The following is a 26,458-nucleotide window of genomic DNA, read 5'->3' as shown; positions in this document are numbered from 1 at the left end:
TGCGCGGTGGCCGCGTGCTCCGGTAGGGCCAATTGCGTCACGGCGGACGGCGCGTCACCGGGCGCACGCTCCGAGCGTCCGCCGCCCCCGCGCACGCTCCCCGCGCCGTTCCGCCGCGGCGCGCGCTCAGGGTGTCCGGCCGCTGGTGACCCCGTAGTACTGGAGGTCCTGCACCTCGACCGTGCCGTCCACCCGGTACGGCAGTTCCACCGCGGTCTGCGAGTCCCCGTCCCGGACCACCCGCGCCGAGCTGGTGCCGGGGCGCAGGGCGAGCAGATGGGCGTGGACGCCGGCCGGGGCCTCGTACGCGTCCTTCGCCGGGCCGGTGGCGGTACGGACGGTGGCGGGCGCGGTCAGGAAGCTCAGCACCTCCACCGCGTCGCGGGGCGCCGCGCTGCCCTTGCGCAGGGACATCACCAGGGACTGGCTGCCGGTCGGGTCGGCGGCCGCGAACTGGGTGCGGGAGGTCAGGTAGAGGGTGTCGCGGACGATCTCGGGCCAGGCGCCCGTCTTGAACCGCGCGAGGTAGTAGGAGGAGATGTCCAGGTAGGTGTGGCCGTTGTGCAGGGAGGGGGCGAACTGGCTGCCCTCCGAGTAGTCGTTCCAGGTGGTCAGCTGCACCCAGTCGGCGCCGTCGTCGATGGCGTGGGTCCACGTGGAGCGCAGGGTGGCGGTGTTGCCCGCCTCGTCGTAGATCCCCTGGTTGGGGCGGGCGTCCTGGACCGAGACCGGCTGCATCCAGATCTTGCCGAGGTCGTGCGCCCGCCGGATGTCACCGGCGGCGCCGTCCTGGCCGACGTAACTGCGGCTGCCCCACTCGGAGAACCCGTAGCTGATCGGCGCGAACTGCGCGCTGTGGGCGCCGGCGTCGAGGAAGAGCGGGACGAACGCGGTCCGGATGCCGTGCTTCGACTTCAGCCGGTCCAGCACCCCGGTCCACCACGCGGCGCTCTGCTGCTCCGCCTTGAAGGGCGAGACGACCAGCCGGCCGTCGGCGAGCCGGTGGGCGGCGGGGGCCCTGCCGAGCGCGGCGAGGGCGTCCGCGAGCACGGCCGGGTCGTCGGTCCGCAGGGAGGTCATGTCCGGCATCAGCATGACCTTGAAGCCCGGGTCGACCGAACGGGCCGCCTCCATCAGCCGGTTGGCGCGCTCCCAGTTGGGGCCGGAGAGGGAGAGGAGGTCGAGGGTGAAACCGTCGATGCCCGCGGCCACGGCCGTGCGCACCTCTTCGCGGAGGTTGGCGGCCTCCCAGTCACCGCTCTTGGGCGCCGTGGGCAGCGGCCGGTCGCGCAGCAGGCCGCCGTAGCGCGCGTGCTTGCCCTTCTCCCCCGCCGGGGTGAGGTAGTTGCGGGTGTAGTAGTCGCCGTCCGCGCTCGCGTTGTCGAGGGAGAGCGGGTACGGGGTGAAGTAGTGGGCGAAGACCAGCTTCTTGCCGGAGCGCAGCGCGGCGGGGGCGGGCAGGTCGAACGGCAGTGCGCCGGGGGGACGTTGTCCCGCGCCGTCCCCGTCGGCCGCCCCGCCCCCGCCGCCGGGTGCGGAGGGGACGGCGCCGGTGTCCGCGGCGCCGCTGCCGGAGGTGTCGGCCGCGGGCGGTCGCTGGTCGGGCCGGGCGGACCAGGGCGTGCCGATGGCCGGCGCCGGACGCGCGCCGCGGGATCCGCCGGAGAAGGGGTCCCCGGCTACCCCGGTCGCGGCGAACACGCCGACGAGGAGGAAGGCCCCGGCGAGGGCGGCCAGCAGGGCCCGGCCGCCGCGCAGACCCGCGCGGCGCCGGTGGGATAAGGGCCGTCTCCGGCGGTGCGCTGTCATCCTGGTTCCCTCCGCCGGAATATGCCCGAGGACCGGGCTGCACAGCAGTAGAGCGGATTCCCGTCATCCGGACAACCGTTCCCCGGACGGCCGGGCCGGGCACGTACGTCACGGGGACCACGGCGTCTACGCCGAACGCAGGGGCGACCGGGCGGGTCCCCCGGTGACGGCTCCGCGGGGACGCCACCGGAATGCGTAATTCCTCTGGCCCTGGAGCGCCACTGGCGCATAATCGGCGGCACGCGGCTCGATCCAACCCTCGATCCGCGCGTGGCCACGCGTGCGAGGGGGGCATCGTGCCGATGGGGGACGGGGATCAGGCACACCGACGGGGGCCCGGCGGCGAAGCGGCGCGGGACACGGGTCGGGCGGAGCAGGGGCGGGAGCCGGGCCGCGAGCCGGGTTCCCCGGGGACGCTTCCCGCGACCTCCGCCGAGCTGTCCCGGCTGCTCACCACCGTCCGGCGGGGGCGGGTGCTGACGGTGACCGGAGGGTTCGGCGCGCCGCGGAGCCTGCTGGTGCGGGAGATGGGCCGCCGCCTCGCGTCCAACTTCTGCGACGGGGTGGCCGTCGTCACCCTCGACCGCGCCTGCGGAGTCCGGGAGCTGGTGGGCCTGCTGGGCTCCGTACCCGGCCGGGCGTCCGTGCCCCACGGATCGGCGCAGGCCGCCTCGTGGCTCGCGGAGCGGGACATGCTGCTCGTCCTGGACGGCTCCGACCGGCTCACTCCGGAGGCGGTGACCTGGCTGCGGACCCTGCTCACCCGCGCGCCGGGGCTGCGGATCCTGGCGGCCGGACGCCACCCGCTCGCACTGGAGCAGGAGCGGATCCACAGCCTCTGACGCGGCTGGGCGGAAACGGGTCAGACGGCCGGGAGGTCGGGGGCGGTCCAGTCCTCGGCCAGCAGGCCGAGGACCACCTCGTCGGCGAAGGCTCCGTACACCCAGGCCGAGCGGCGGAAGGTGCCCTCCAGGACGAAGCCGGACGCGGCCGCGGCCCTGGTCATCGCCGTGTTGTCGGCGAGGGTCTCCAGCTGGAGGCGGTGCAGGCCGCGCACGGTGAAGCCCTGGTGGCACAGGAGCCGGACCACCTCCCGCCCGAGCCCGCGGCCGCGGCTGCCGGGCCGCAGGGACAGGCCGAGGTGGGCGCAGCGGTTGTGGGTGTCGATGCCCCAGAGCAGGGCCTCGCCGGCGAGTTCGCCGGAGCCGAGGTCGACCACCGAGAAGAAGTCGACGTCCTCCGAGGGCGCGGCGGGTTCGTACGGGGAGTGCCCGCCCGTGGCGGACAGGGGGCGCCAGGGCCGGGAATCGGCCCGGGCGCGGGTGGGTACGTCGTCGTAGAGCTCGGCGTGCAGGACGGCCACGTCGTCGGGGTGGCGGGCGCGCAGCCCGGCCAGATGTCCTTTGATCACGCGGTATTACTAGTCGCTGGCGGGAAGGGACCACAACAGGATTACCGGCGGACGCGCCACCGCCCCGGCCGGGGGTTCCCGGCCGGGGCGGTGCGCCGCGGTGCGATGGCGTGCGGCGGCGTGCGCCGCCGGCGCATCGGCCGCGGGGTGGATCAGCCCAGGATCGAGAGCGCCTGGTTGAGCGTCGCGGACGGACGCATGACCGCCGTGGCCTTGGCCGCGTCGGGGTGGAAGTAGCCGCCGATGTCGGCCGGGGAGCCCTGGACCGCGATCAGCTCGGCGACGATCGTCGACTCCTGCTCGCCGAGGGTCTTGGCGAGGGGCTCGAAGGCGGCCGCCAGCTCGCTGTCCTCGCTCTGGCGGGCCAGCTCCTGCGCCCAGTACAGGGCGAGGTAGAAGTGGCTGCCGCGGTTGTCGATGCCGCCGAGGCGGCGGCTCGGGGACTTGTCCTCGTCCAGGAACGTGCCGGTGGCGCGGTCCAGGGTGTCGGCCAGCACCTGGGCGCGGGCGTTGCCGGTGGTCTGCGCGAGGTGCTCGAAGGAGACGGCCAGCGCGAGGAACTCGCCGAGGCTGTCCCAGCGGAGGTAGTTCTCCTTGACGAGCTGCTGCACGTGCTTGGGGGCGGAGCCGCCGGCGCCGGTCTCGAAGAGGCCGCCGCCGTTCATCAGCGGGACGACCGACAGCATCTTGGCGCTGGTGCCCAGCTCCAGGATCGGGAAGAGGTCGGTCAGGTAGTCGCGCAGCACGTTGCCGGTCACCGAGATGGTGTCCTCGCCGCGGCGGATGCGCTCCAGCGAGTAGGCGGTGGCCTTCTCCGGCGACAGGATCTCGATGGTCAGGCCGTCGGTGTCGTGGTCGGCGAGGTAGGTCTTCACCTTGGCGATCAGCTGCGCGTCGTGCGCGCGGGTCTCGTCCAGCCAGAAGACGGCCGGGGAGCCGGTGGCGCGGGCGCGGGTGACCGCGAGCTTGACCCAGTCCTGGATCGGCAGGTCCTTGGTCTGGCAGGCGCGGAAGATGTCACCGGCGGCGACCTCCTGCTCCAGGACCGTGGTGCCCTCGGCGTCGACGAGGCGGACGGTGCCCGCGGCGGCGATCTCGAAGGTCTTGTCGTGGCTGCCGTACTCCTCGGCCTTCTGGGCCATGAGGCCGACGTTCGGCACCGAGCCCATCGTGGACGGGTCGTACGCGCCGTGCGCGCGGCAGTCGTCGATGACGACCTGGTAGACACCCGCGTAGCTGCTGTCCGGCAGGACGGCGAGCGTGTCGGCCTCGGCGCCGTCCGGGCCCCACATGTGGCCGGAGGTGCGGATCATCGCCGGCATGGAGGCGTCGACGATGACGTCGCTCGGGACGTGCAGGTTGGTGATGCCCTTGTCCGAGTCGACCATCGCGAGGGCCGGGCCCTCGGCGATCTCGGCGTCGAAGGAGGCCTTGATCGCGTCGGCGTCGGGCAGCGCGCCCAGGCCGTTCAGGATGGAGCCGAGGCCGTCGTTCGGGGACAGGCCGGCGGCGGCGAGGGTCTCGCCGTAGCGCGCGAAGGTCTTCGGGAAGAAGGCGCGGACGACGTGGCCGAAGACGATCGGGTCGGAGACCTTCATCATCGTGGCCTTGAGGTGCACGGAGAAGAGCACGCCCTCGGCCTTGGCACGCTCGATCTGGCCGTTGAGGAAGGTGCGCAGCGCGTCGACGCGCATGACGGAGGCGTCCACGACCTCACCGGCGAGCACCGGTACGGACTCGCGCAGGACGGTGGTCGCGCCGTCCTTGGCGACGAACTCGATGCGCAGGGTGCCGGCCTCGGCGATGACGGCGGACTTCTCGGTGGAGCGGAAGTCGTCGGCGCCCATGGTGGCGACGTTGGTCTTCGACTCGGGGGTCCAGGCACCCATGCGGTGCGGGTGCGCCTGCGCGTACTTCTTGACCGAGGCGGGGGCGCGGCGGTCGGAGTTGCCCTCGCGCAGGACCGGGTTGACGGCGCTGCCCTTGATCTTGTCGTAGCGGGCGCGGGTCTCGCGCTCCTCGTCGGTCTTCGGGTCGTCCGGGTAGTCCGGAAGCGCGTAGCCCTGGCCCTGGAGCTCGGCGACCGCGGCCTTGAGCTGCGGGATCGAGGCCGAGATGTTGGGCAGCTTGATGATGTTCGCGCCCGGGGTCTTGGCCAGCTCGCCCAGCTCGGCGAGGGCGTCCTCGATGCGCTGGTCCTCCTGGAGACGCTCGGGGAAGCTCGCGATGATCCGGCCGGCCAGCGAGATGTCCCGCGTCTCCACGCGCACGCCGGCGGTCGAGGCGTACGCCTGGATCACGGGCAGGAACGAATGGGTGGCCAGGGCCGGGGCCTCGTCAGTGTGCGTGTAGATGATGGTCGAGTCAGTCACCGGATGCTCCGCTCCACAGTCTGCGTCTCTCGTCTGCAACATTGCTCGACATCAAGATATCTCGTGATCGGGCCTGCTCCGACAGCCCCCCGCTCCGGCTTCGGCGAGACACGCGTCACCCCTGGTGGGAGCGCCGGGAACGGCGAGAGCGCCGCGCCCGACGGGATACGTCGGACACGGCGCTCTCGGCGTGGCGCCGGGGGAACCTCAGACAGCGAGCTTCGGGTTCGGGCCGTACTGGTTCGGCTGCGGGTTGCCCTCGCTGGCCATGAGGACGAGCAGCCAGATGCCGCCGACGAGCGGGATCAGGGCGATGAGCATCCACCAGCCGGACTTGCCGGTGTCGTGGAGACGGCGGACCGCGACGCCGAGGCCCGGCAGCAGGACGGCCAGCGCGTAGATGCCGTAGAGCAGCGGGTAGGTGCCCAGCAGGTTGTCGACGACCGCAACGATGATCAGCGCGATCATGTTGAACAGGACGAACATCCAGTACTCCTGGCGGCGCGAGCGGCCGGAGAAGTCGATGTAGCGCTTGAGCACATCGGTGTACCAGTGCATGTGTCCCCCCAAAGGACGGGTTTTGGCGGCCCGTCCTGGTGGAGCAAGCCGGGGCAGAACTTATGCCCCCTTTACGTTGCGGTCAAGCCATCACACAAGACGTATTAAGAGCCTATTTCAAGGCGTTCCCCGGCCAAAAACCATGTTTACGGGCGGCACTTCCGGGTGACGGAATTCTTACGGCGGGCGCGTGGCGCCCCGTTGGGGCCCGCGGCTCCGTAGCGTCCGGCCCATGCGAGTACTCGTCACAGGCGGAGCCGGATTCATCGGCTCGCACATCGTCGGGGCGCTGCGGCGCCGAGGCCACGATCCGGTGGCGCTGGACGCGCTGTTGCCCGCCGCGCACCCCGGGCCCCCGGAGCTGCCCGACGCGGAGTTCGTACGGGCCGACGTGCGGGACGCCGCGGCCGTGCGGGAGGCCCTGCGCGGGGTGGACGCGGTGTGCCACCAGGCCGCGATGGTGGGCCTCGGCAAGGACTTCGCGGACGCGCCCGCGTACGTCGGCTGCAACGACCTGGGCACGGCGGTGCTGCTGGCCGAGATGGCCTCGGCGGGGGTGCGCGATCTGGTGCTGGCCGGCTCGATGGTCGTCTACGGCGAGGGGCGCTACGACTGCCCCGCGCACGGCGTGGTGCGCCCGGCCCCGCGGCGCGCGGCGGACCTGCGCGCGGGCCGCTTCGAACCCCGTTGCCCTTCCTGCGGCGCGGAACTGACGCCGGGTCTGGTCGACGAGGACGCCCCGGCCGACCCGCGCAACGTGTACGCGACCACGAAGCTCGCCCAGGAACACCTGGCGGCGTCCTGGACCCGCTGTGCGGACGGCCGTTCGATGTCCCTGCGCTACCACAACGTGTACGGTCCGGGCATGCCGCGCGACACCCCGTACGCGGGGGTGGCGTCCTTCTTCCGCTCCTCGCTGGCCCGCGGCGAGGAGCCCCGCGTGTACGAGGACGGCGCCCAGCGGCGCGACTTCGTCCACGTCCGGGACGTCGCCGAGGCGAACGTGACGGCCCTGGAGGCGGTCGGCTCCCGGCCCCCGGGCACGGCGGTCGCCTACAACACCGGCAGCGGGGACCCGCACACGGTGGGCGAGATGGCCACGGCCCTGGCCACCGCCCACGGCGGCCCGGCCCCCGTGGTGACGGGCGAGTTCCGCCTCGGCGACGTCCGCCACATCACGGCGGACTCCCGCCGCCTGCGCCAGGACCTCGGTTGGCACCCCGAAACCACCTTCACGACGGGCATGACGGAATTCGCCCACGCCCCCCAACGCCCCTCGGCCACCCCCACCCCTGAACCCAGCCCCATGGCCGACCGCTCCAGCCCCGCAGGCAACCACTCCAGCCCGGCCAAACCCAGCCCCGCCGGCGCTTGAGGCGACTCCAGCCCCGCCGGCGTTTGAGGCGACCCCAGCCCCGCCGGCGCTTGAGGCAACCAGCCCCACCGGCGTTTGAGGCGCGGGGGCCCGGGGGCGGAGCCCCCGCACTCGACCCGCACCCGGGCACCCCGGGCACCCCGCGGACCCAGCGGACCCGGGGCCCCCGCCCCACCCCCACCCCACCCCACCCCACCCCACCCCACCCGGCCAGCGCTAGCGCAACGGCAGGGTCACCTCAAACCGACACCCCCCGGGAACGTTCCGCACCTCCGCCCGCCCCGCATGCGCCTCCACGATCCCCCGCACGATGGCCAGCCCCAGCCCCGCCCCCGCGGGCGGCACCGGCCCCGCCCCCGCCGGAGGCGTCCGCGCCGCGGTCCCCCGCCACCCCGTGTCGAAGACCCGCGCCAGATCCTCCGCCGGGATCCCCCCGCACCCGTCGGTGACCGACAGCACCACCCCGTCCCCCCGCCGCTCCGCGGCCACCGCGACCGTCCCGTCGGCCGGGGTGTGCCGGATCGCGTTGATCAGCAGGTTCGCCAGCACCCGGGTCATCTCCTTGCCGTCCACCTCGACCGGCACCCGCTCCACGTCCTCCCCCACCAGCCGCACCCCGTGCTCCCGCGCCAGCGGGTCCACCCCCGACAGCGCGTCCCCGACCAGGTCGTACGCCGACATCCGGCTCGGGGTCAGGGCGAGCGCCCCGGCGTGGATCCGGGAGAGTTCGAAGAGGTCCCCGACCATGGAGTTGAGCCGCTCCACCTCGGTGCGGATCTGCCGGTGGTAACGCGCCGGGTCGGCGGCCATGCCGTCCTCCAGCGCCTCCGACATGGCCCGCAGCCCGGCGAGCGGGGTCCGCAGGTCGTGCGAGATCCAGGCGACCAGCTCCCGCCGGGAGGTCTCCAGCGCCCGTTCCCGCTCCCGCGAGGCGGCCAGCTTCGCACTCGTCGCCGCCAGCTCCCGGGAGAGGCCCGCCAGCTCGGCGGTCGCCTGCCCCGGCGGCGCCGCGAAGCTGCCCCCGTCCCCGAAATCCCGTGCGGCCAGCGAGAGTTCACGGCTGCGCGCGACCACCCAGCGACCCAGGACGAGCGCGGTGGCCAGGGAGACCACGGCGGCCATCGCGGCGACCAGGGTGACCACGCCCAGGTCGTGCCGGGAGAGGAACATCGCCTGGGCGACCGCGAGCGTACCGGCGAGCATGGCGGTGACGGTGACGGCTCCGACGACGGTCAGGGACACGGTCACCGACCGGTGGCGGACCAGGCGCAGGACGGCCGCGCCCAGGACCCCGGCGCAGGCGGCGCCGCCGAGGGCGAAGAGCGCGATGAGCGCGATGTCCTTCACCGCGCCCCCTCGGTCCCGGCATCGAAGCGGTAGCCGACGCCCCACACGGTCTGGATCAGCCGGGGGCTGCCGGGATCGTCCTCGATCTTCGCGCGCAGCCGCCGGACGTGCACGGTGACGGTGGACAGGTCACCGAAGTCCCAGCCCCACACCTCCCGCATCAGGTCCTCGCGGCCGATCGCCCGCCCGGGGTGCCGCAGGAAATGCGCGAGCAGATCGAACTCGCGCAGGGTCAGGGCCAGTTCGGCTCCGTGCTTGGTGGCCCGGTGGGTCGCCGGGTCGAGCGCGAGCCCGGCGCCCGCGAGCACCGGCGGCGCGGCAGCCGGGGTATCCGGACCGGCGGCCCGGTCGGCCGCGCGGCTGCGCCGCAGGACGGAGGTGACCCGCAGCACGAGTTCGCGCGGGCTGAAGGGCTTGGTGACGTAGTCGTCCGCGCCGACTTCCAGGCCGGCGATCCGCTCGTCCTCGTCGCCGCGCGCGGTGAGCATGATCACCGGTACCGGCCCGGTCGCGCGCAGCCGGCGGCACACCTCCAGCCCGTCGATGCCGGGCAGCATCAGGTCGAGGACGACCAGGTCGGGCCGGTGGCGCTCGGCGCGGGCCAGGGCGGCGGGGCCGTCCGCGGCGAGCTCCACGGCGTACCCGGCGCGGTGCAGGTAGCCGCTGACGACTTCGGCGACGGTCGGGTCGTCGTCCACGACGAGGATCCGGCCGGCCGTGTCGCCGGGCGGCGCGGCGCCGGACACGGACACGGGCGGGGGCGGCGACGGGGGGTCCAGGCTCATGCGTCCAGCCTCCCACCAGCGGTCCCCCGGCGGAGCCGCCGGTCCCCCCGGCAGGGGTGACGTCCGCGTTTCGTAAGGAGTCGATGGCCCTTTCGCGGCCCTGTCGTTCCTACGGTGAAACCCGTGACAGCAGACTCAGCAACCGCGGCCCCCCTGCCCGCGACGCCCCCCTCCGTGGACGTCGTCCTTCCCTGTCTGAACGAGGCCGAGGCGCTGCCCTGGGTCCTCGCCCGCATCCCGGCGGGCTGGCGCGCCCTGGTCGTGGACAACGGTTCCACGGACGGTTCCGCCGAGATCGCCCGGGCGCTGGGCGCCACGGTGGTGACCGAGTCCCGGCGGGGTTTCGGCGCCGCCTGCCATGCCGGGCTGCTCGCCGCGGAGGCGGACGTCGTCTGCTTCTGCGACGGCGACGCCTCCCTCGATCCGGGGCTGCTGGCGGGGTTCGCCACCTCCGTCGCCGCCGGTGAGGCCGACCTGGTGCTCGGGCGCCGCCGCCCCCGCGGCCTCGGTGCCTGGCCGCTGCACGCGCGGGCCGGGAACATCGCGCTGGCCCGGCTGCTGCGCCGCCGGACCGGCCTGGCCCTGCGCGACCTGGGCCCGATGCGGGCCGGGCGGCGGACGGAGCTGCTGAGCCTTGAGCTGAGCGACCGGCGCAGCGGCTATCCGCTGCAGATGGTGGTCCGGGCGGCCGACGCGGGCTGGCGGATCCGGGAGGTGGACGTGCCGTACCTGCCGCGTGCGGGGAAGTCGAAGGTGACCGGGACCTGGCGGGGCACCTGGCAGGCCGTGCACGACATGAGCCGGGTCCTGGCCGAACCTCCGCTCAGCGCCTCGGGCTCTGCGTCCACCGGCGCCGGGGCCTCGCTGTGACCGGGACCGCCCGGGCCGCGGGCGGGCCGGCGGGCACCACGCTGATGGTGATCGCCAAGGAGCCGCTGCCGGGTCGGGTGAAGACCCGGCTCACCCCGCCGTTCAGCCCGGCCGAGGCCGCCGCGCTGGCGCGGGCCTCGCTCGCCGACACGCTCGACGCGGTGGCCGCGACCCCGGCCGCGCGGCGGGTGCTGGTGCTCGACGGGCGGCCGGGGCCGTGGCTGCCGCCCGGTTTCGAGGTGGTGCCGCAGTGCGCCGGAACGCTGGACGAGCGGCTGGCGGCCGCCTTCGCGGGGTGCGCCGGGCCCGCGCTCCTGATCGGCATGGACACGCCTCAGGTCACGCCGGAGCTGCTGGCCCGCGCGACCGGTCCGCAGGCCTGGGCGACGTACGACGCATGGTTCGGACCCGCGGTCGACGGCGGGTTCTGGGCCCTCGGGCTGGCCGCGCCGGACCCCCGGCTGCTGCGCGGCGTCCCGATGTCCGTGCCCGAGACGGGCGCGGCGCAGGAGGAGCGGCTGCGCGCGGCCGGCCTGCGGGTGGGACGGCTGCCGCTGCTGCGCGACGTGGACGGCGGCGAGGACGCCCGGCTGGTGGCGGCCGAGGCTCCGGGGGGCCGGTTCGCGGCCCTGTACGGGACGTTGACGGCGGGGGCGGCCGCCGCGGACACGGCGGTCCGTTCATGAGCGCCCTCGACGTCGACACCGTGGGGAGCGGCGGCGGGGCGGCGGCGGCGGCCTGGACGGCCGATCCGTACACCGCGGCCCTGCGCAGCGGCCGCGGCCCCCTCTTCCTGCGGAGCGGCGACGGCCGGCTGCTGCCGCTGGACGTGGAGCGCTGGTGCGGGGCGCCCGGCCCGGCGGACCGGACGGTGCTGGACCGCTGCCGCGGCGCGACCCTGGACATCGGCTGCGGACCCGGCCGGCTGGTCGCGGCGCTCGCCGTACGGGGCCACCGGGCGCTGGGCATCGACGTGAGCCCGGAGGCGGTGGCCCGTACGACGCGTTCGGGCGGAGCGGCGCTGCACCGCTCGGTCTTCGAGCCGTTGCCCGGGGAGGGCCGCTGGGACACCGCGCTGCTCATCGACGGGAACATCGGCATCGGCGGGGACCCGGCCTCGCTGCTGGGGCGCCTCGCCGGGGTGGCGTCCCCGGGCGGCGCGCTGATCGTCGAGTGCGCGGCGGGCGCCCGGCCGCGGGCCGACCGGCTCGACGAGCGGTGCGTGGTGCGGGTCGACGACGGCCGCGGGGCGGCGGGTCCGCCGTTCCCCTGGGCCCGGGTCGGCGCCGCCGCGCTGGACGGGTACGCCGGCGCGGCGGGGTGGGCCGCGGCCGAGCGGTGGACCGCGCAGGGCCGGGTCTTCGTCCGGCTCGTACGGCGCGCGCACGGCGGGCGCGGAGGGCTCGGCGGGCGGTCCGGGCAGGTGGTGGGACCGGGCCGACGGGGGCGGAGCGGACCGCAAGTTACTTAGAGGTATCTAGTGACTTACCACGCAAGCGACAGTAGAACTTGTTCTCACTCCGCCGAGAGTGAGGAAGGTCACATGAGTGACTCCACCATGTCCGACAAGGGATCCAAGGGATTTTCCCGTCGCGGATTCATCACAGGAACAGGTTCCATTCTAGGGGCCATGGCCGTCGCCGGTCGAGCCAACGCCGCACAGCTGCGCAGCGCCGGATCCACCCCGGCCGCCACCGCCGTCACCTCCGCACCGATCAGCGACGGGGCCCACGTCCCGGTGCTGGTGATCGGCACCGGATACGGCGGCTCCGTCGCCGCGCTGCGGCTCGCCCAGGCGGGCGTCGACGTACAGATGGTCGAGATGGGAATGGCCTGGGACACCCCCGGGCCGGACGGCAAGATCTTCTGCAACACGCTCAACCCGGACCAGCGGTCGTACTGGCTGCGCACCCGGACCAAGGCTCCGCTGAACTACTTCCTCGGGTTCCCGATCGACAAGGACATCCCCAAGTACACCGGCATCCTCGACGCGGAGGACTTCGCGGGCATCACGGTCTACCAGGGCCGCGGCGTCGGCGGCGGTTCGCTGGTCAACGGTGGCATGGCGGTCACGCCCAAGCGCGAGAACTTCGCCGCCGTGCTCCCGACCGTCAACGCCGACGAGATGTACACGACCTACTACCCGCGCGCCAACGCCGGGCTGGGAGTGGGCCTCATCGACCCGGCGTGGTTCGACACGGTGGACTGCTACCAGTTCGCCCGGGTCGGCCGCAAGCACGCGCAGCGCTCCAACTTCCCCTTCGTCTTCGTGCCCGACGTGTACGACTGGGACTACATGAAGAGGGAGGCGGCGGGCACCGCCACCAAGTCGGCGCTGGACGGGGAGATCCTCTACGGCAACAACAACGGCAAGAAATCCCTCCAGAAGACCTACATCGCGGCCGCGAAGGCCACCGGCAAGGTCTCCATCTCGCCGCTCCACAAGGTCACCACCGTCTCCCCCTCGGCCGGTGGCGGCTACACCGTCGTCATGCAGCAACTGGACACCACCGGCGCCGCCGTCGCCACCAAGAGCGTCACCGCCGCGAAGGTGTTCTTCGCCGCGGGCAGCGTCGGCACCAGCAAACTCCTCGTGAAGCTCAAGGCCACCGGTCTGCTGCCGAACCTCAACGACGAGGTGGGCAAGGGCTGGGGCGACAACGGCAACGTCATGTGCGGCCGCGCCAACCACATGTGGGACCCGACGGGGAAGCTCCAGGCGACCATCCCCTGCGGCGGCATCGACAACTGGGCCGCGGGCGGGGCGTTCGCCGAGGTGGCGCCGCTGCCCACCGGCATCGAGACGTACGCCTCCTTCTACCTGTCGATCACCAAGAACCCCCACCGGGCGCAGTTCAGCTACAACGCCGGTACGGGGAACGTGGACCTGGACTGGCAGACGGCCTGGAAGCAGCCGGCCATCGACATGGCCAAGACCATCTTCGACAAGATCAATTCGAAGGAGGGGACGATCTACCGGACCGACCTCTTCGGCACCTACAAAATCTGGGGGGACCACCTCACCTACCACCCGCTCGGCGGGGCCGTCCTGGACAAGGCCACCGACAACTACGGGCGGCTGCACGGGCACCCCGGTCTGTACGTCATCGACGGAGCGCTGATCCCCGGCAACACCAGCGTCAACCCGTTCGTGACCATCACCGCGCTCGCCGAGCGCAACATCGAGAAGATCATCGCCACGGACCTGTGACCCGGCGGCGGCCGCCGATGCGCCCCGACGCGCGAAGGGTGCGGGGCCGACCGGACGCCACCGGTCGGCCCCGCACCTCGTGCGCTTCACCGGTCCCGCTCCCGCTCCCCCGGCGTGCGCGTCACCGGCCGGGCAGCACGCAGACGCTGTCGAGGCCGAGGACGTGGTTGAGCCGGCCGAAGGCCAGCCAGGAGCCGATGCTCATGCTCAGCTCGACGATCTCGACCTGCGTGTACGACGCCTTCATCCGGTCCCAGAACTCCTCGTCGAGACCGTGGTGATCGAGGGTGTAGCGCTCGGCGTACTCGGCGGCGAGCCGGGTGCGCTCGTCGAACGCGTCCGTCGTGCGCCAGTCGGTGACGGCGTCGGCGAACGCGTCGTCGACCTTCTCGCCGTCCCGGTCGGTGCGCCAGTCGAGGCAGAAGACGCACCCGTTGATCTGCGCGACGCGCAGCCGCGCGGCCTCGAACTCCCGCAGGCCCAGGGTGGTGTGGGCGTAGACCGAGAGCGAGAAGTTGGCGGCGGCCATCCCGATGCCGGGGACCATGTCGCCCCAGACGTACTCGATCGGGTGCTGGCCTTCCGGGATGTCGATGTGCAGGGCGTTCATGACTGCTTCCTTCCGAGTCGGCCGACTGCCGGGCGCAGCGGCACGTCGAGCGCGTCGTAGAGGCCCGGGTCGGCGGCCACGAGCCAGTCGATGGCCCCCACCAGCCGCCCCACGGCGGTGGCGTTGCCGCCCGCCGAGCGGTTCTCGCCCTCGTCGGTGCACTCGATGGTGACCTCGATGCGGGGGCGGCCCTCGATGACGACGCGGTGCGCTCCGGCGCCGTCGGGCGGGGTGGGCCAGTCCGGGGCGCAGGAGGGGTGGATCCGGGTGACGTGCTCGATGACGATGCGGGGTTCGCCCTCGACGATCCCCTGCACCTCGAAGCGGATGGCGCCCTGGGTGCCGGCCTCGAACTCGCCCATGGTGGCGGTCCGTACGGTCGTCTCCAGCGCGCGCCGCTGCGAGGTCTCGCGGATCTCGTCGAGCTCGACGCCGAGGGCCCGGGCCATCATCCGTATCTGGCCGCCCCACACCATGGTGGGGACCGACGGCACGAGCATCATCGGTTCGACGTCCATCGGCATCCCCATGCCGACGAGGTTGCGGACGGAGTCCGGCTGGTCGTAGGTGGAGTAGTCGAAGATCTCCTGGCAGCGGATCGCGTCCACGGTGGTGCCGAGTCCGCTGATCAGCAGGGGCAGTACGTCGTTGCCCCAGCCGGGGTCGACGCCCGAGGCGAAGAACGAGCCGCCGCCCCCGGCGACCGCCGCGAGCACGGGGTCGCGGAACTCGGGCGGCGCGCTGCGGTGGTCGTAGAGCGGGTAGAGGGCCGGGCTGACGACGACCGCCCCGGAGCGGACCGCCCGGACGATGTCGTCGAGGGCGCCATCGGGGCGGACGTCTCCGGAGGCCGCGTACACGACGGCGCGGTGCCCGGCGGCCAGGACGGCTGCGGTGTCGTCCGTCGCGGGGACGCCGAGGGCGCGGTCGAGACCCGCCAGTTCACCGGCGTCGCGGCCGACCTTGGCGGGATCGTGGACGAGCACAGCGGCGAGTTTCAGGGCCGGGTGGGCCTCGACGGCACGGATGGCCGCGCGGCCGACGTTGCCGGTACCCCAGACAACCGTGGAAATCATGCGCGGAGGGTAGCGAGCGGGCCTGCAGGTTCCTAGGGCCGCGACCCGCAAAACCAGAACGAGTTTCAGTCCTGCGCGCTCGTCTCCCCGTCCGTTGTCCCGCCCGCCGTGGCGCCCGCGCCGTCGGCCGTGCTGCCGGGGCGCGGCCGGCGGACGGCGCGGTACCCGGCCGCGGCCGCCGTGACGGCGAGCACCGCGCCGAGCACGATCAGCAGGTTGCGTCCGTACGGGAGCGGCAGCGCCGAGGAGTTGGGCGGCGCGCCGGGGCGCAGCAGCAGCGGCAGCGTGATCAGGACGAGCGCTCCCCCGGTGAGCAGCGCGCCGCGTACGAGCCCCCGCGTCCCCTGGGACCACGGGCCCGGCCACCTCCCGGGCGCGAGGCGTACCGCGCCCGAGCCCGCGGCGGCCAGGACCAGCCCCACCAGGAAGACCAGCGGGGCGATGATCCCGTCGTGCAGCACGAGCCCTCCGCCGAGCCAGATCACCACGTCCAGCGGGTCGGGCAGCGCCAGGACCTGCCGGACCCCGACGGCGATCAGCACCAGCCCGAGCGCCCCGAGCAGGTACCGGGGGATGCTCCGGGACCTCATCACAGCACCTCCAGCAGGGCGACCCACTTGGTCTGGAGCACCCCGGGCCGGTTCGGCGCGATGATCCGGGCCGGGAACCCGTGGTCGGGCGAGAGCGGCTGCCCGTTCAGGGTCAGGGCGAGCAGGGTGAGCGGGTCCCGGGCGTACTCACCCCCCATCTCCATCACCCGGTACGCCCCGCCCGCCTCCAGCGAGGTGACCCGGACGGCCGCGCCGGGCGGGGCTCCGGCCCGCTCCAGCAGGTCCCGTACCCGCACGCCGCCCCAGTGCGCGTCCACGCTCCAGCCCTCGACGCAGGCGATCGGCAGCCTCGCCGACGTCTGCGGGAGCGCGAGGAGTTGGGCACGGGTGAGGCGGTACGGGACGGGTCCGCGCACCTCCAGCCGCCAGTCCCCCAGCGTCCGCGCGTCCACCCCGGCGGCCGCCGCCGTACGGTTCACGGGCAGGCCCTGCGGCCCGTACCCGGGGTGGCGCGGAGCCAGCAGGTCCAGGGCGGCGAGGGGGGTGAAGGACTGGCCCGCGGTGGTCAGCGTGACCGCGCCGACCGCCGCGCCGAGACCGAGCATCAGGGACCGCCGGTCGGGGCCGTCCTGGGCGGGGAGTTCGAGGGTCCCGGTCGAGGTGCGGCTCCAATGGGCCCTGATCTCGGGCGCTTTGACGGCGACGTGCAGCAGGACGGAGCCGATCGCCACCCACGCGACGGCGAAGTGCACCGGCACGAACGAGAAGGGCCAGGGGTACCACTCGGCGATGTTGAGCAGCCCGCTGAACAGTTCGAAGACGGCGGCCGCGACCAGCAGCGCCACCGAGAGCCGCTCCAGCCCGTGCCGCACCGAGCGCACCGGCGGCCAGACGAACAGCCGCGGATACACCGCCCACAGTTTGACCAGGAGCAGCACGAGCGCGGCGATCCCGGCGCCGACGTGCAGCCCCTGGCTGAGCGCGTACCCCCACACCGGACGGACCGGCAGCCGGTCCGCCGCCCAGGACGGCGGGTGCTGGAGGTAGTGGCTGATCAGCCCCGTCACGAAGCACACCGCGAAGGCCCCGCCGAGCCAGCGGCCGACAGCGGTGGCGGTACGGGCGTCGTGCAGTCGGCCGGAGAAGGCGGGCGGGCGCGGGCGCGGCAGGCGGTCCCGGCGCCGGGTCGGTGCGGTCATACCGTCCATCACAGCCCCACGGGCCGCCGGACGGGGGTTTCGACACCTTACGAAACGCGGACGCCGGGCCCGGCCGCCCCCGCCGGGACCGCTCCCGCTGCCAGGCTGACCCCATGACCGGCCCCCGCCCCGCCACCGCCCGCGCGCTCGTTCTCCCCGCCCTGGCCCCCGCCCTCCTCTGCACGCTCGTGGCGGCGCTCCTCGCCACGGTCCGCAAGGACGGCTTCTTCACCGACCAGGCGGGGCTGACCTGGTGGTACGCCGTCTCCTGGACCCTCTTCGCGCTGGCCGTGGTGGCCCTGCGCGCGGTGCCCGCCCGGTACATCGCGCCGCTGGTCCTGGCGGGCGCCGTCGCCGTGGCCGCCACCGGCCTGGCCGCCCCGCCGCGGACGAGCACCGACTCCTTCCGGTACGCCTGGGACGGGCGCGTGCAGGCCGCCGGAACCTCCCCGTACGACCACGCCCCGGCCGATCCCGCGCTCGCGCGGCTGCGGGACGACTGGCTGTTCCCGCGCGGCGCCGCCGCCTGCGCCGGACCGGACCGGGACGCGGTCGCCCCCGGGGTGTGCACACGGATCAACCGGCCCCGGGTCCACACGATCTACCCGCCCGTGGCCGAGGGCTACTTCCTCCTGGTGCACGCCCTGTCCCCGCCCGGCGTACGGCACAAGGCGCTCCAGGCCGGCGGCGCCCTGCTGGCCGTGTCCGTGACGGCCTTCCTGCTGCTCGTCCTGCGCCGCCGGGGCGCGGACCCGCGCCGCGCCGCCTACTGGGCGTGGTGCCCCGCGGTACCCGTCGAGGCGGTGAACAACGCGCACGCCGACGTCCTCGCGGTGCTCCTGTCGGTAGCCGCCCTCGGGCTGGTCACCCGCCGCCGGGCCCTCGGCGGAGCCCTGTTCGGCCTGGCCGTCGCGGCGAAGATGCTGCCCGCCGTGCTGCTGCCGGGCGCGCTGTCCGGCGTACGCCGGTGGCGCGACGCGGCGGCCCTGCTGCTCCCGGCCGCCGGGGTGGTGGCCCTCACCTACCTCCCCTACGTGCTGGCCTCCCGCTCCTCCGTCTTCGGGTACCTGGGCGGCTACGCCGAGGAGGAGGGCTACGACGACCCCGCCGCCAAGGGCCGCTACGCCCTGCTGCGCCTGGTCCTGCCGGACTCCTGGTCCCTGCCGGCCGTGGCCCTCGTCCTCCTCGCGGTGACCGCCCACGTCTGGCGCCGCGGCGACCCGGCCCGCCCCTGGCACGGCTCGCTCCTGGTCACGGGCACGGCGTTCCTCCTCCTGACCCCGGGCTACTCCTGGTACGCCCTGCTCCTGATCGCCCTGGTGGCCCTGGACGGCCGCTGGGAATGGCTCCCCACCGCCCTGGCGGGCGCCGCGTCCTACGTGGCCGCCGCCCCCACCGCCCTGGGCCCGGCCACCCCCACCACCGCCTACGCCCTGGCCGCCACCGCAGCCCTGACGGGCACGGCGGTGCGGTACCGGGCGGGCGGTCAGAGCCAGCCGTTGCGGCGGAAGCCGCGGTGGATGGCGAAGCAGGAAGCGGCCATGAGCAGGAGGACGGCGGGGTAGCCGTAGGTCCAGTGGAGTTCCGGCATGTGGTCGAAGTTCATGCCGTAGATGCCGCAGACCATGGTGGGGACGGCGACGATCGCCGCCCAGGCCGTGATCTTGCGCATGTCCTCGTTCTGGGCGACGGTCACCTGCGCCAGGTGGGCCTGGAGGATGGAGTCGAGGAGGGCCTCGTAGCTGGCGATCTGGTCGGTGGTGCGGGTGAGGTTGTCTGCGACGTCGCGGAAGTACGGGCGCACCTCGGCGGGGACGGCCGGCATCGGCTCGGTGCCGAGGCGGTGCAGGGGGCGGTCCAGCGGGGCCACCGCCCTGCGCAGTTCGAGGAGTTCGCGCTTGAGCTGGTAGATGCGGCCCGCGTCGCCGCGGCCGCTGAATTCGCTGAAGACCGTGGTCTCGACGGAGTCGATGTCGTTCTGGACGGCGTCGGTGACGCAGAGGTAGTCCTCGACCAGGTGGTCCACCATGGCGTGCAGGACCACCGCGGGGCCCTTGGCGAGCTGCTCGGGGTCGTGTTCCAGGGCCTCGCGCAGCGGGCCGAGGGAGCCGTGGCCGCCGTGCCGGACCGTGATCACGAAGTCGGGGCCGACGAAGGCCATCAGCTCGCCCGTGTCGACCACCTCGCTGGTCTCGGTCAGCTGCTCGTGCTCGACGTAGCGGACCGTTTTGAGGACGGCGAAGAGCGTGTCGTCGTAGCGCTGCATCTTGGGCCGCTGGTGGGCGTGGACGGCGTCCTCCACGGCCAGCGGGTGCAGTGCGAAGAGCGCCGCGAGGCCCGCTATCTCCTGCTGGTCCGGCTCGTGCAGGCCGATCCAGACGAAGCCCTCGCCGCTCTTGCGGACGCGGCGCAGCGCCTCCTCGGCGTCGGCGCAGTCCTCCTGCCGCACCCCGTCGCGGTAGACCACGCAGTTGACCACCGCGCTGCCCAGGGGGGACCTGGCCGGGTGGCTGAGGTCCACGGCGCGCCGGTAGCCGCGGCGGACGGCCTTGCGCAGGCCGCTGATGCGCAGACCGTTGATGCGCAGTCCTCCCATGCGCAGGCCTCCGGTGCGCAGGCTGCTGAACATCGTCACGCTGGTACCCCTCTTCGGCGGATCGCCCGCCAGTGTGCCACCGGCGCGCGGGGGCGGCAGCCCCGCCCCGGGGCTCCGGGCCGGGGGCTCCGGGCCGGGGGCTCCGGGCCGGCGCGTGCGCGGGGCCGCGTACCGTTGCGGCGCGTACGAGGACCGCGCCGCGCCCGACGGCGCGGAGGGACGAACCCGAGGAGACGGTTGTGGCGACTGCACTGGACGTGGGAACCGTGGTGGGCGACTTCACGCTGCCCGGCGGCGAACTGGTCGGCGACGTCTTCGAGCGCCGGGACTTCACGCTGAGCGCGCAGCGCGGCCGGCCGCTGGTCCTCGCGTTCTACCCGGGCGACAACACGGCGGTGTGCACGAAGCAGCTGTGCTCGTACTCCAGCGGCTTCGAGGAGTTCACCGAACTCGGCGCCACCGTATGGGGGATCAGCCCGCAGGACGTCGACAGCCACGAGGACTTCGCCCGGCGGCACGGCCTGCGGATGCCGCTGCTCGCGGACACCGGACGCGAGGTCGCGCGCGCCTTCGGGGTGAGCGCCCCGGGGATCGGCCTGCGCCGGTCGGTCTTCCTCGTCGCGCCGGACGGCACCCTGCACTGGAAGCACGTCGCCCTGCTGGGCGCGACGTTCCAGAGCGTCTCGACGCTCGCCCGGCAGCTGGCCGCGTTCGCGTAGCGGGCCTGGGGCGGAGGCGGGGACGGGGACGGGAGTCTGGCCGGGGGCGGGGCGAGGGGCTCTCCCGGGGCCTCGGGGGCGGTGTCGCGGCCGGTGGTGCCGCACAACTCCCGTGTGGAGCCGTCCGATCCGGCGGATGAGGGCCGCGGCCGGGCGGCAGCGTGCTCCTGCGTGATGGTCACCGACCGTGGGGGATGGATCCGCCGTGCCCGCTGTACCCGCCGTGCCCGCTGATCCGCCCGGTCCCGCGCGGCCCGGCCCACCCGCCGCGGCCGCCGTGATGGGTCCGCTGCTGCCCGGTGACCCGCCGGTGATCGCCTCGTACCGCCTCGTGGGGCGGCTCGGCGCGGGCGGCATGGGGATCGTCTACGCGGCCGTCGACGCCGACGGGCGCAGGGTCGCGCTCAAGACGGTGCATCCGCACCTCGCCGCCGATCCGCAGTTCAGGGCCCGCTTCCACCGCGAGGTGGGGGTGCTGCGGCGGGTCACGGGGCCGTGCCTGGTCCCCTTCCTCGACGCGGACCCGGACGCCGCCGCGCCCTGGCTGGTCACGACGTACGTACCGGGCCCCACGCTGCACCAGTACGTCGCCGCGCACGGCCCCCTGACCGGCGCCCGGCTGCACCTCCTGGCGGCCGGTACGGCGGCCGCGCTGGCCGCCGTCCACGCGGCGGGGGTGGTCCACCGGGACCTCAAGCCGGCCAATGTGATCCTGTCCCCGGCGGGCCCCCGGGTGCTGGACTTCGGCATCGCGCACGTCGCGGACGGCACCGCGGTGACCCGTACCGGCGTCATGACCGGCACGCCCGGCTGGATCAGCCCCGAGCAGTACCGCGACGGCGCGGCGGACGGCCGCGGTGACGTCTTCGCCTGGGGCGCGCTCGTCGCCTCGGCCGCCACCGGCAGGCCCGTCTTCGGGACGGGGGCGCCGGACGCGGTGGCGTACCGCGTGCTGCGCGAGGAGCCCGACCTGGAGGGCGTGCCCGGGGAACTGCACGGCGTCCTGAGCGCCTGCCTCGCCAAGGAACCCGGTGAGCGGCCGCTGTCCGGGGCCCTCGCGGTCGTCACCGCCCGGCTGCTGGGCGGGGCGGACACGGAGGTGCTGCCGGCGGGGCCGCCCGCCGCCACGACCGCCGCCGCCGGGGACGGCGTACCCGTCGACGACGCCCTGGTCGCCGCGCGGTGGGACATGCCCTCGGTCGAGGACCCCGCCTGGGGCACCGCCCCGCTTCCCACCCACGCGGACGCGAGCGCTCCCGGGCCCACCCGGCGCGGGCTGTGGCTGCGGCGCGGCCTGTTCGTCGCGGCGGCCGCCGCCCTGGGCGGGGTGGTCGGGCTGGGCCTGAGCGTGCTCCCGCCGGGAGGGGACGGCCGGGACACCGGGCAGGCGGCCGCGTCGTCAGGGTCCCCCGACGCCCGGCGCGGTACGGCGCCCCGCGCCGCCCAGGCGCCTTCCGCGCCGCCCCGCAGCCCGGGCGCTCCCCTGTCCGCGACCACCGCACCGACCCGAACCGCCACCACCGGACCCGCCACGGACCCGGCGCTCACCCGGACCACCGTCCACACGATCGCGCCCTGGTCCGTGTCCGGCGGCGAACCGGCCGAGGGCATCACCCTCACGGGCACTACCACCGGCTCCTGCTGGACGGTCTCCAGTAAGACCCAGCGCTCCGACGCCTGGCGCTGCAAGAGCGACCACACCATCCTCGACCCCTGCTTCGCCCCGGGCGAGGGCCCCTCGGACGTCGTCCTGTGCCTGGACGGCACCGCGCGGCGCATGCTCCGCATGACGCTGACGGAACCCCTCCCGGCCGACGCCTTCCGCACCTCCGGCGACCCGGACCCGAACAGCCTGATCCTCGAACTGGCCAACGGCGAAACCTGCGGCTTCGCCTCCGGCGCCACCTCGGTCCTGGCCGGCCGCCGCCTCAACTACTTCTGCGACGGCGGCGGCACCGTCTACGGCGACCCGGACCGCTCCCGCCCCCTCTGGACCGCCGACTACCGCAAGGCCGAAAGCCCCACGACGGAAGCCGTCCCGGTCAGGGCCGCGTACCAGTAGCGCGCGGGAGGCCGCCGGCACGGTCCCGCCCCGCCCCGCCGACGCAGAGGTGCTGGACGGCGGCGCAAGCAGGTAGGTAAAGATTCAACCATGTCCACTTTGCCCTCAGGAGGCCCATACAACTTAGGCTAGCCTTCCCTTCCATGCAGCTCCTCCACCTGGCCGCCTCGGCCGGCTACACCACGCCTCCCCTCTGGCGCGTCCTCACCAAGGCCGGCTACTTCATCGGCCTCACCGGGGCGATCGGCACCACCGTCACCTACGCGACCTCCGTACGCCCCGCGCTCCGCGCGTCGACGGGCCGCGGCGGCGACACCGAGGTCCTCGGCCGAAGAACGGCGGGGTACCTCGCCTGGGCCGGAGTCGTCCTGCTCGTCGCGGGCTACTTCCAGCTCGCCGGGCGCGTCGCCCGCGCGGGGAAGGGCATGCCGTTCGGCGACGCCCTCGCCCCCGCCCGCATCGCGGACTTCCTCACCGCCCCCGCCGCCAAGGGCGCCTGGGTGGCCCAGGGCACGCTCTACGTCGTCCAGAACGCCGTGCTCGTCCTCGCCGCCGCCACCCTGATCGCCCTGTTCCTCCCGCGCGCACGCCGCCACCTGAACGCCCTCGCCCTGACCGCGCTGCCCCTGAGCCTCGCGGTGACGCTCATCGCGGCGATACCGGCGACCGCACCCAAGGACGCGCAGAAGGTGCTGGACCTCGTCTTCGACCAGGTCCACATCACCAGCGGTGTGGTCTGGATCGGCGGCCTGGCCTTCCTCGCCGCCCTCACCACCTCCCGCGGCCGGCTCGGTGACGGCGCGGGCCTGCTGTGGGCGGACATCTGGCGCCGCTACTCCCTCGTCGCCCTCGTCTGCGTGGGCGCCGTCCTCACCTCGGGCCTCTGGCTGACCTGGAAGCACGTCGGCGCCGTCAGCCAGCTGTGGACGACGACCTACGGGCTCTTCGTCCTGATCAAGATCCTGCTGGTGATGGCCATGATGGCGGCGGGCGGCGTCAACCAGTTCTGGCTGATGCCCCGCATCGCCCGGGCCCGCGCGCAGGACGACACGTCCTCGCTCCTCCACCTGACCCTGCGGCACTTCCCGAAGGTCGTCTGGGGTGAAGTCGCCCTCGGCATCGCCGTGCTGGCCGTGGTCCCCTTCCTCAGCGGCTCCGCCCGCTCCGAGGCCGGCAGCCCGCCCGCCGTCTCCGACGGCAGCGTCTTCGCGGTGGGCGCGGCCCTCGTCCTCACCCTGGGGGCCTCCTTCTACATCACCGTGCGCACGTCCGACGCCCTGGCCCGCCGCACGCCCACCGGCCCTACGGCGACAACCCCCGCGTCCACCTGACCCCAAAACCAAGGTGAGCCTCGGCTAAGTCATCACCAGCGACCCCTGACGGCCCGTCACAAGCCGGGCGCCCGCCCCAGGCCGCCGAACCGCTCCACAACCACCGTTCCTGTGCGCGCACTTGACAGCCCGGGCAGGGCGGCCCACGATACCGGCCACACCCCCCGGGCCTGCACATCGCGCCACCTGACCGCTTCCCATGGGAGCGCTCCCAGGAGCCTTCGCAGGTCCGCGGTGTGCGTGGTCCCGCCGGAGAGCCGCCGGCGCACGGGACCGTCCCCCACGACACAGGAGCCGCTCATGCCGGGAGCAACCACGCCGTTACGCCGCCCCGCACGCCTGCCCGCCGCCCTGCTGGCGGGCGCCCTCCTCCTCGGCGGGGCCCTGAGCGCCCCGGCGGCGGCCGACACGTCCACGAGCACGCGAGCCGTGGCCGCTTCCCCGCGCACATCCGTCGCGGCGGCGGGCACGGCCGTACGCGTCAACCAGGTCGGGTACCTGCCGACCGGACCCAAGCGCGCCACCGTCGCCACCCCGGCGACGCAGGCGCTCACCTGGCAACTGCGCAGCGCCGCCGGGGCGGTGGTCGCCTCCGGAGCGACCGCCCCGCGCGGCGCGGACGCGCCCTCCGGGCAGTCGGTCCAGGTGGCGGACTTCTCCTCGTACCAGGGCACGGGCTCGGGGTACGTCCTGACGGTCGACGGCGCCGACAGCGTGCCGTTCGACATCCGCGCGGACCTCTACGACGCGCTGCGCGCCGACTCGATGGCCTTCTTCTACCACCAGCGCAGCGGCGTCTCCATCGACGCCTCCCTGGTGGGACCCGCGTACGCGCGCCCGGCCGCGCACCTCGGCGTCGCGCCCAACAAGGGAGACGTCTCCGTCCCCTGCCAGGCCGGCGTGTGCGACTACACCCGGGACGTCAGGGGCGGCTGGTACGACGCGGGCGACCACGGCAAGTACGTGGTGAACGGCGGCATTTCGACCTGGCTGGTCGTCAACTCCTTCGAGCGCGCCAAGCGCGCGGGCAAGGACGCGGCGCTCGGTGACGGGACCCTGCGCGTCCCGGAGCGCGGCAACGCGACGCCGGACGTCCTGGACGAGGCGCGGTGGGAACTCGACTTCCTGATGCGCATGCAGGTGCCCGAGGGCAAGCCGTACGCGGGCATGGCCTTCCACAAGGTCCACGACGCGGCCTGGACCGGCATGCCGCTGCGCCCCGACCAGGACGTCCAGCCCCGCGAACTGCACCGCCCGTCCACGGCGGCGACGCTCAACCTCGCGGCGGCGGCCGCGCAGTGCGCCCGGGTCTTCCGCCCGTACGACGCCGCGTACGCCGACCGCTGCCTCGCCGCGGCCCGCCGCGCCTGGGCGGGGGCGCAGGCCAACCCGGCCGTGATCGCGCCGGATTCGGACGGCACGGGCGGCGGGGCCTACGGGGACGCGCAGGTCACCGACGAGTTCTACTGGGCGGCCGCCGAGCTGTACGCGACGACCGGTGAGAGCGCCTACCGGGACGCCGTCACCTCCTCGGCCTGGCACACCTCGGCCACCGCCTTCACCCCCTACGGCTTCGGCTGGGCGGACACCGCCGCACTCGGCCGGCTCACCCTGGCCACCGTGCCCAACGGCCTGCCCGCCGCCGACGTGGCCCGGGTCCGTGCCTCGGTGACCACGGCGGCGGACGGCTACCTGTCCAGGATGGCCGCCCAGGGCTACGCGGTGCCCGTCCCCGCGGACGGGTACTTCTGGGGGTCCAACGGCGAAGTCGCCGATGACGCGGTCGTCATGGCCGTGGCCGGGGAGCTGACGGGTGACGGCCGCTACCGCACCGGCGCGCTGGAGGCCATGGACTACCTGCTCGGCCGCAACGCCCTCGGCCAGTCCTACGTCAGCGGCTACGGCGAGTTGTCCTCTCAGAACCAGCACCACCGCTTCTGGGCACACCAGTTGGACTCCTCGCTGCCCCACCCGCCGGCCGGATCGCTCGCGGGCGGCCCCGACAGCGCGCTCCAGGACCCGGTGGCGCAGGCCAAGTTGACGGGCTGCGCGCCGGCCGCCTGCTACATCGACGACATCGGCTCGTACTCCACCAACGAGGTGGCGGTCAACTGGAACGCCCCGCTGGCCTGGCTCGCCGCCTACGCCGCCGAGCGGGCCTCCACCGGTGAACCGCCCGCCGCCGCCTGCGCGGTGACGTACCGGGTGGACAACGTCTGGAGCACCGGCTTCACGGCGACCGTCACCGTCCGCAACACCGGTCCGACGGCCGTGGACGGATGGCAACTGACCTGGGCCTACGCGGGCGGCCAGCGCGTCACGAGCGCCTGGAACGCGGCCGTCACCCAGAACGGCACCGCCGTCGGCGCCCGCAACGCCGACTGGAACCGGGTGATCGCCCCCGGCGCGAGCGCGAGCTTCGGAGTGCAGGGGACGTACAGCGGGACCAACTCCTCCCCCACGGCCTTCGCGCTCAACGGAGGCGCCTGCGCCTGACCCACGGCCGGCCGGGTCCGGGCGGATCCCCCGCCCGGACCCGGCCGCGGCCGCTTCCCCCTCGGCGACACCCCGACAAC

22 protein-coding genes are annotated in these 26,458 nt (G+C 74.2%); 11 read left to right on the top strand and 11 right to left on the bottom strand.

The genetic code is table 11. From position 1 onward, the window contains the following. Positions 1–126: 126 nt before the first annotated feature. Positions 127–1,809 (bottom strand): glycoside hydrolase family 71 protein, encoded by a 1,683-nt coding sequence (locus ABZY31_RS05985; protein ID WP_356405253.1) that lies wholly within the window; start codon positions 1,807–1,809, stop codon positions 127–129. Between the two features lie 296 nt (positions 1,810–2,105). Here ABZY31_RS05985 and ABZY31_RS05980 point away from each other — a divergent pair, with 296 nt between their 5' ends. Further along, the gene (locus tag ABZY31_RS05980; protein ID WP_356405251.1) at positions 2,106–2,651 is read left to right on the top strand and encodes a hypothetical protein; all 546 of its coding nucleotides are present in this window, start codon (positions 2,106–2,108) and stop codon (positions 2,649–2,651) included. 20 nt (positions 2,652–2,671) lie between these two features. On the opposite strand, the gene ABZY31_RS05975 is transcribed toward ABZY31_RS05980, so the two are convergent. From ABZY31_RS05975 to ABZY31_RS05965, 3 genes are all read right to left on the bottom strand, one after another. Beyond that, positions 2,672–3,220: a GNAT family protein gene (locus tag ABZY31_RS05975; RefSeq protein ID WP_356405249.1), complete on the bottom strand. Its 549-nt coding sequence runs from the start codon at positions 3,218–3,220 to the stop codon at positions 2,672–2,674. A 152-nt stretch (positions 3,221–3,372) separates the two neighbouring features. Further along, positions 3,373–5,592 carry an NADP-dependent isocitrate dehydrogenase gene (locus ABZY31_RS05970; RefSeq protein WP_356405247.1) on the bottom strand — a complete coding sequence of 740 codons (2,220 nt, stop codon included), beginning with the start codon at positions 5,590–5,592 and terminating at the stop codon, positions 3,373–3,375. Positions 5,593–5,799: 207 nt separating this feature from the next. Beyond that, on the bottom strand, positions 5,800–6,150 hold the full coding sequence (locus ABZY31_RS05965; RefSeq protein WP_356405246.1) for a DUF805 domain-containing protein: 351 nt from the start codon (positions 6,148–6,150) through the stop codon (positions 5,800–5,802). Positions 6,151–6,382: 232 nt separating this feature from the next. Here ABZY31_RS05965 and ABZY31_RS05960 point away from each other — a divergent pair, with 232 nt between their 5' ends. Next, positions 6,383–7,525, top strand: coding sequence for an NAD-dependent epimerase/dehydratase family protein (locus ABZY31_RS05960; protein WP_356405244.1), 1,143 nt, complete (start codon positions 6,383–6,385; stop codon positions 7,523–7,525). A 216-nt stretch (positions 7,526–7,741) separates the two neighbouring features. Here the strand turns inward: ABZY31_RS05960 and ABZY31_RS05955 are convergent, their stop codons facing one another. Further along, positions 7,742–8,872, bottom strand: coding sequence for a HAMP domain-containing sensor histidine kinase (locus ABZY31_RS05955; protein WP_356405242.1), 1,131 nt, complete (start codon positions 8,870–8,872; stop codon positions 7,742–7,744). After that, complete coding sequence (locus ABZY31_RS05950; protein WP_356405240.1) at positions 8,869–9,657, bottom strand: response regulator transcription factor; 789 nt, start codon at positions 9,655–9,657, stop codon at positions 8,869–8,871. Before ABZY31_RS05950 ends, ABZY31_RS05955 begins: the two co-directional genes overlap by 4 nt. A 123-nt stretch (positions 9,658–9,780) precedes the next feature. On the opposite strand from ABZY31_RS05950, the gene ABZY31_RS05945 reads away from it, so the two are divergent. From ABZY31_RS05945 to ABZY31_RS05930, 4 genes are all read left to right on the top strand, one after another. After that, entirely contained in the window at positions 9,781–10,527 is a 747-nt protein-coding gene (locus tag ABZY31_RS05945) for a glycosyltransferase family 2 protein (RefSeq protein ID WP_356405239.1), read from the top strand. A gap of 44 nt (positions 10,528–10,571) precedes the next feature. Further along, positions 10,572–11,213: a DUF2064 domain-containing protein gene (locus ABZY31_RS05940; RefSeq protein ID WP_356405311.1), complete on the top strand. Its 642-nt coding sequence runs from the start codon at positions 10,572–10,574 to the stop codon at positions 11,211–11,213. Further along, positions 11,210–11,998, top strand: coding sequence for a methyltransferase domain-containing protein (locus ABZY31_RS05935; RefSeq protein ID WP_356405237.1), 789 nt, complete (start codon positions 11,210–11,212; stop codon positions 11,996–11,998). Before ABZY31_RS05940 ends, ABZY31_RS05935 begins: the two co-directional genes overlap by 4 nt. 72 nt (positions 11,999–12,070) lie before the next feature. Beyond that, on the top strand, positions 12,071–13,738 hold the full coding sequence (locus ABZY31_RS05930; RefSeq protein ID WP_356405235.1) for a GMC oxidoreductase: 1,668 nt from the start codon (positions 12,071–12,073) through the stop codon (positions 13,736–13,738). Between the two features lie 121 nt (positions 13,739–13,859). Here the strand turns inward: ABZY31_RS05930 and ABZY31_RS05925 are convergent, their stop codons facing one another. From ABZY31_RS05925 to ABZY31_RS05910, 4 genes are all read right to left on the bottom strand, one after another. After that, complete coding sequence (locus ABZY31_RS05925) at positions 13,860–14,339, bottom strand: carboxymuconolactone decarboxylase family protein (RefSeq protein ID WP_356405309.1); 480 nt, start codon at positions 14,337–14,339, stop codon at positions 13,860–13,862. Between the two features lie 5 nt (positions 14,340–14,344). Further along, positions 14,345–15,424 carry a dihydrodipicolinate reductase gene (locus ABZY31_RS05920; RefSeq protein WP_356405233.1) on the bottom strand — a complete coding sequence of 360 codons (1,080 nt, stop codon included), beginning with the start codon at positions 15,422–15,424 and terminating at the stop codon, positions 14,345–14,347. A 65-nt stretch (positions 15,425–15,489) separates the two neighbouring features. Next, positions 15,490–16,014: a hypothetical protein gene (locus tag ABZY31_RS05915; protein ID WP_356405231.1), complete on the bottom strand. Its 525-nt coding sequence runs from the start codon at positions 16,012–16,014 to the stop codon at positions 15,490–15,492. Beyond that, on the bottom strand, positions 16,014–17,174 hold the full coding sequence (locus tag ABZY31_RS05910; RefSeq protein ID WP_356405229.1) for a molybdopterin-dependent oxidoreductase: 1,161 nt from the start codon (positions 17,172–17,174) through the stop codon (positions 16,014–16,016). Before ABZY31_RS05910 ends, ABZY31_RS05915 begins: the two co-directional genes overlap by 1 nt. 113 nt (positions 17,175–17,287) lie before the next feature. Here ABZY31_RS05910 and ABZY31_RS05905 point away from each other — a divergent pair, with 113 nt between their 5' ends. Further along, entirely contained in the window at positions 17,288–18,739 is a 1,452-nt protein-coding gene (locus ABZY31_RS05905) for a glycosyltransferase family 87 protein (protein ID WP_356405227.1), read from the top strand. Here ABZY31_RS05905 and ABZY31_RS05900 read toward each other — a convergent pair. Next, a complete protein-coding gene (locus ABZY31_RS05900; RefSeq protein WP_356405307.1) occupies positions 18,661–19,770 on the bottom strand; it encodes a magnesium and cobalt transport protein CorA in 1,110 nt (369 codons plus the stop codon). The genes ABZY31_RS05905 and ABZY31_RS05900 overlap by 79 nt on opposite strands. 239 nt (positions 19,771–20,009) lie before the next feature. On the opposite strand from ABZY31_RS05900, the gene ABZY31_RS05895 reads away from it, so the two are divergent. The 4 genes from ABZY31_RS05895 to ABZY31_RS05880 all read left to right on the top strand — a co-directional run bounded on the left by ABZY31_RS05895 (position 20,010) and on the right by ABZY31_RS05880 (position 26,378). Next, on the top strand, positions 20,010–20,489 hold the full coding sequence (locus ABZY31_RS05895; protein WP_356405225.1) for a peroxiredoxin: 480 nt from the start codon (positions 20,010–20,012) through the stop codon (positions 20,487–20,489). Positions 20,490–20,694: 205 nt separating this feature from the next. Then, a complete protein-coding gene (locus ABZY31_RS05890) occupies positions 20,695–22,551 on the top strand; it encodes a serine/threonine-protein kinase (RefSeq protein ID WP_356405223.1) in 1,857 nt (618 codons plus the stop codon). 143 nt (positions 22,552–22,694) lie between these two features. Then, positions 22,695–23,882: a CopD family protein gene (locus ABZY31_RS05885; RefSeq protein WP_356405221.1), complete on the top strand. Its 1,188-nt coding sequence runs from the start codon at positions 22,695–22,697 to the stop codon at positions 23,880–23,882. 300 nt (positions 23,883–24,182) lie between these two features. Next, positions 24,183–26,378 carry a glycoside hydrolase family 9 protein gene (locus ABZY31_RS05880; protein ID WP_356405219.1) on the top strand — a complete coding sequence of 732 codons (2,196 nt, stop codon included), beginning with the start codon at positions 24,183–24,185 and terminating at the stop codon, positions 26,376–26,378. Positions 26,379–26,458 lie beyond the last annotated feature (80 nt).

Origin of the sequence: Streptomyces sp. NPDC006529 (assembly GCF_040611795.1) — a bacterium.
Taxonomy (GTDB): Bacteria; Actinomycetota; Actinomycetes; order Streptomycetales; family Streptomycetaceae; genus Streptomyces.
This window is presented reverse-complemented; position numbering and strand designations above follow the sequence as displayed.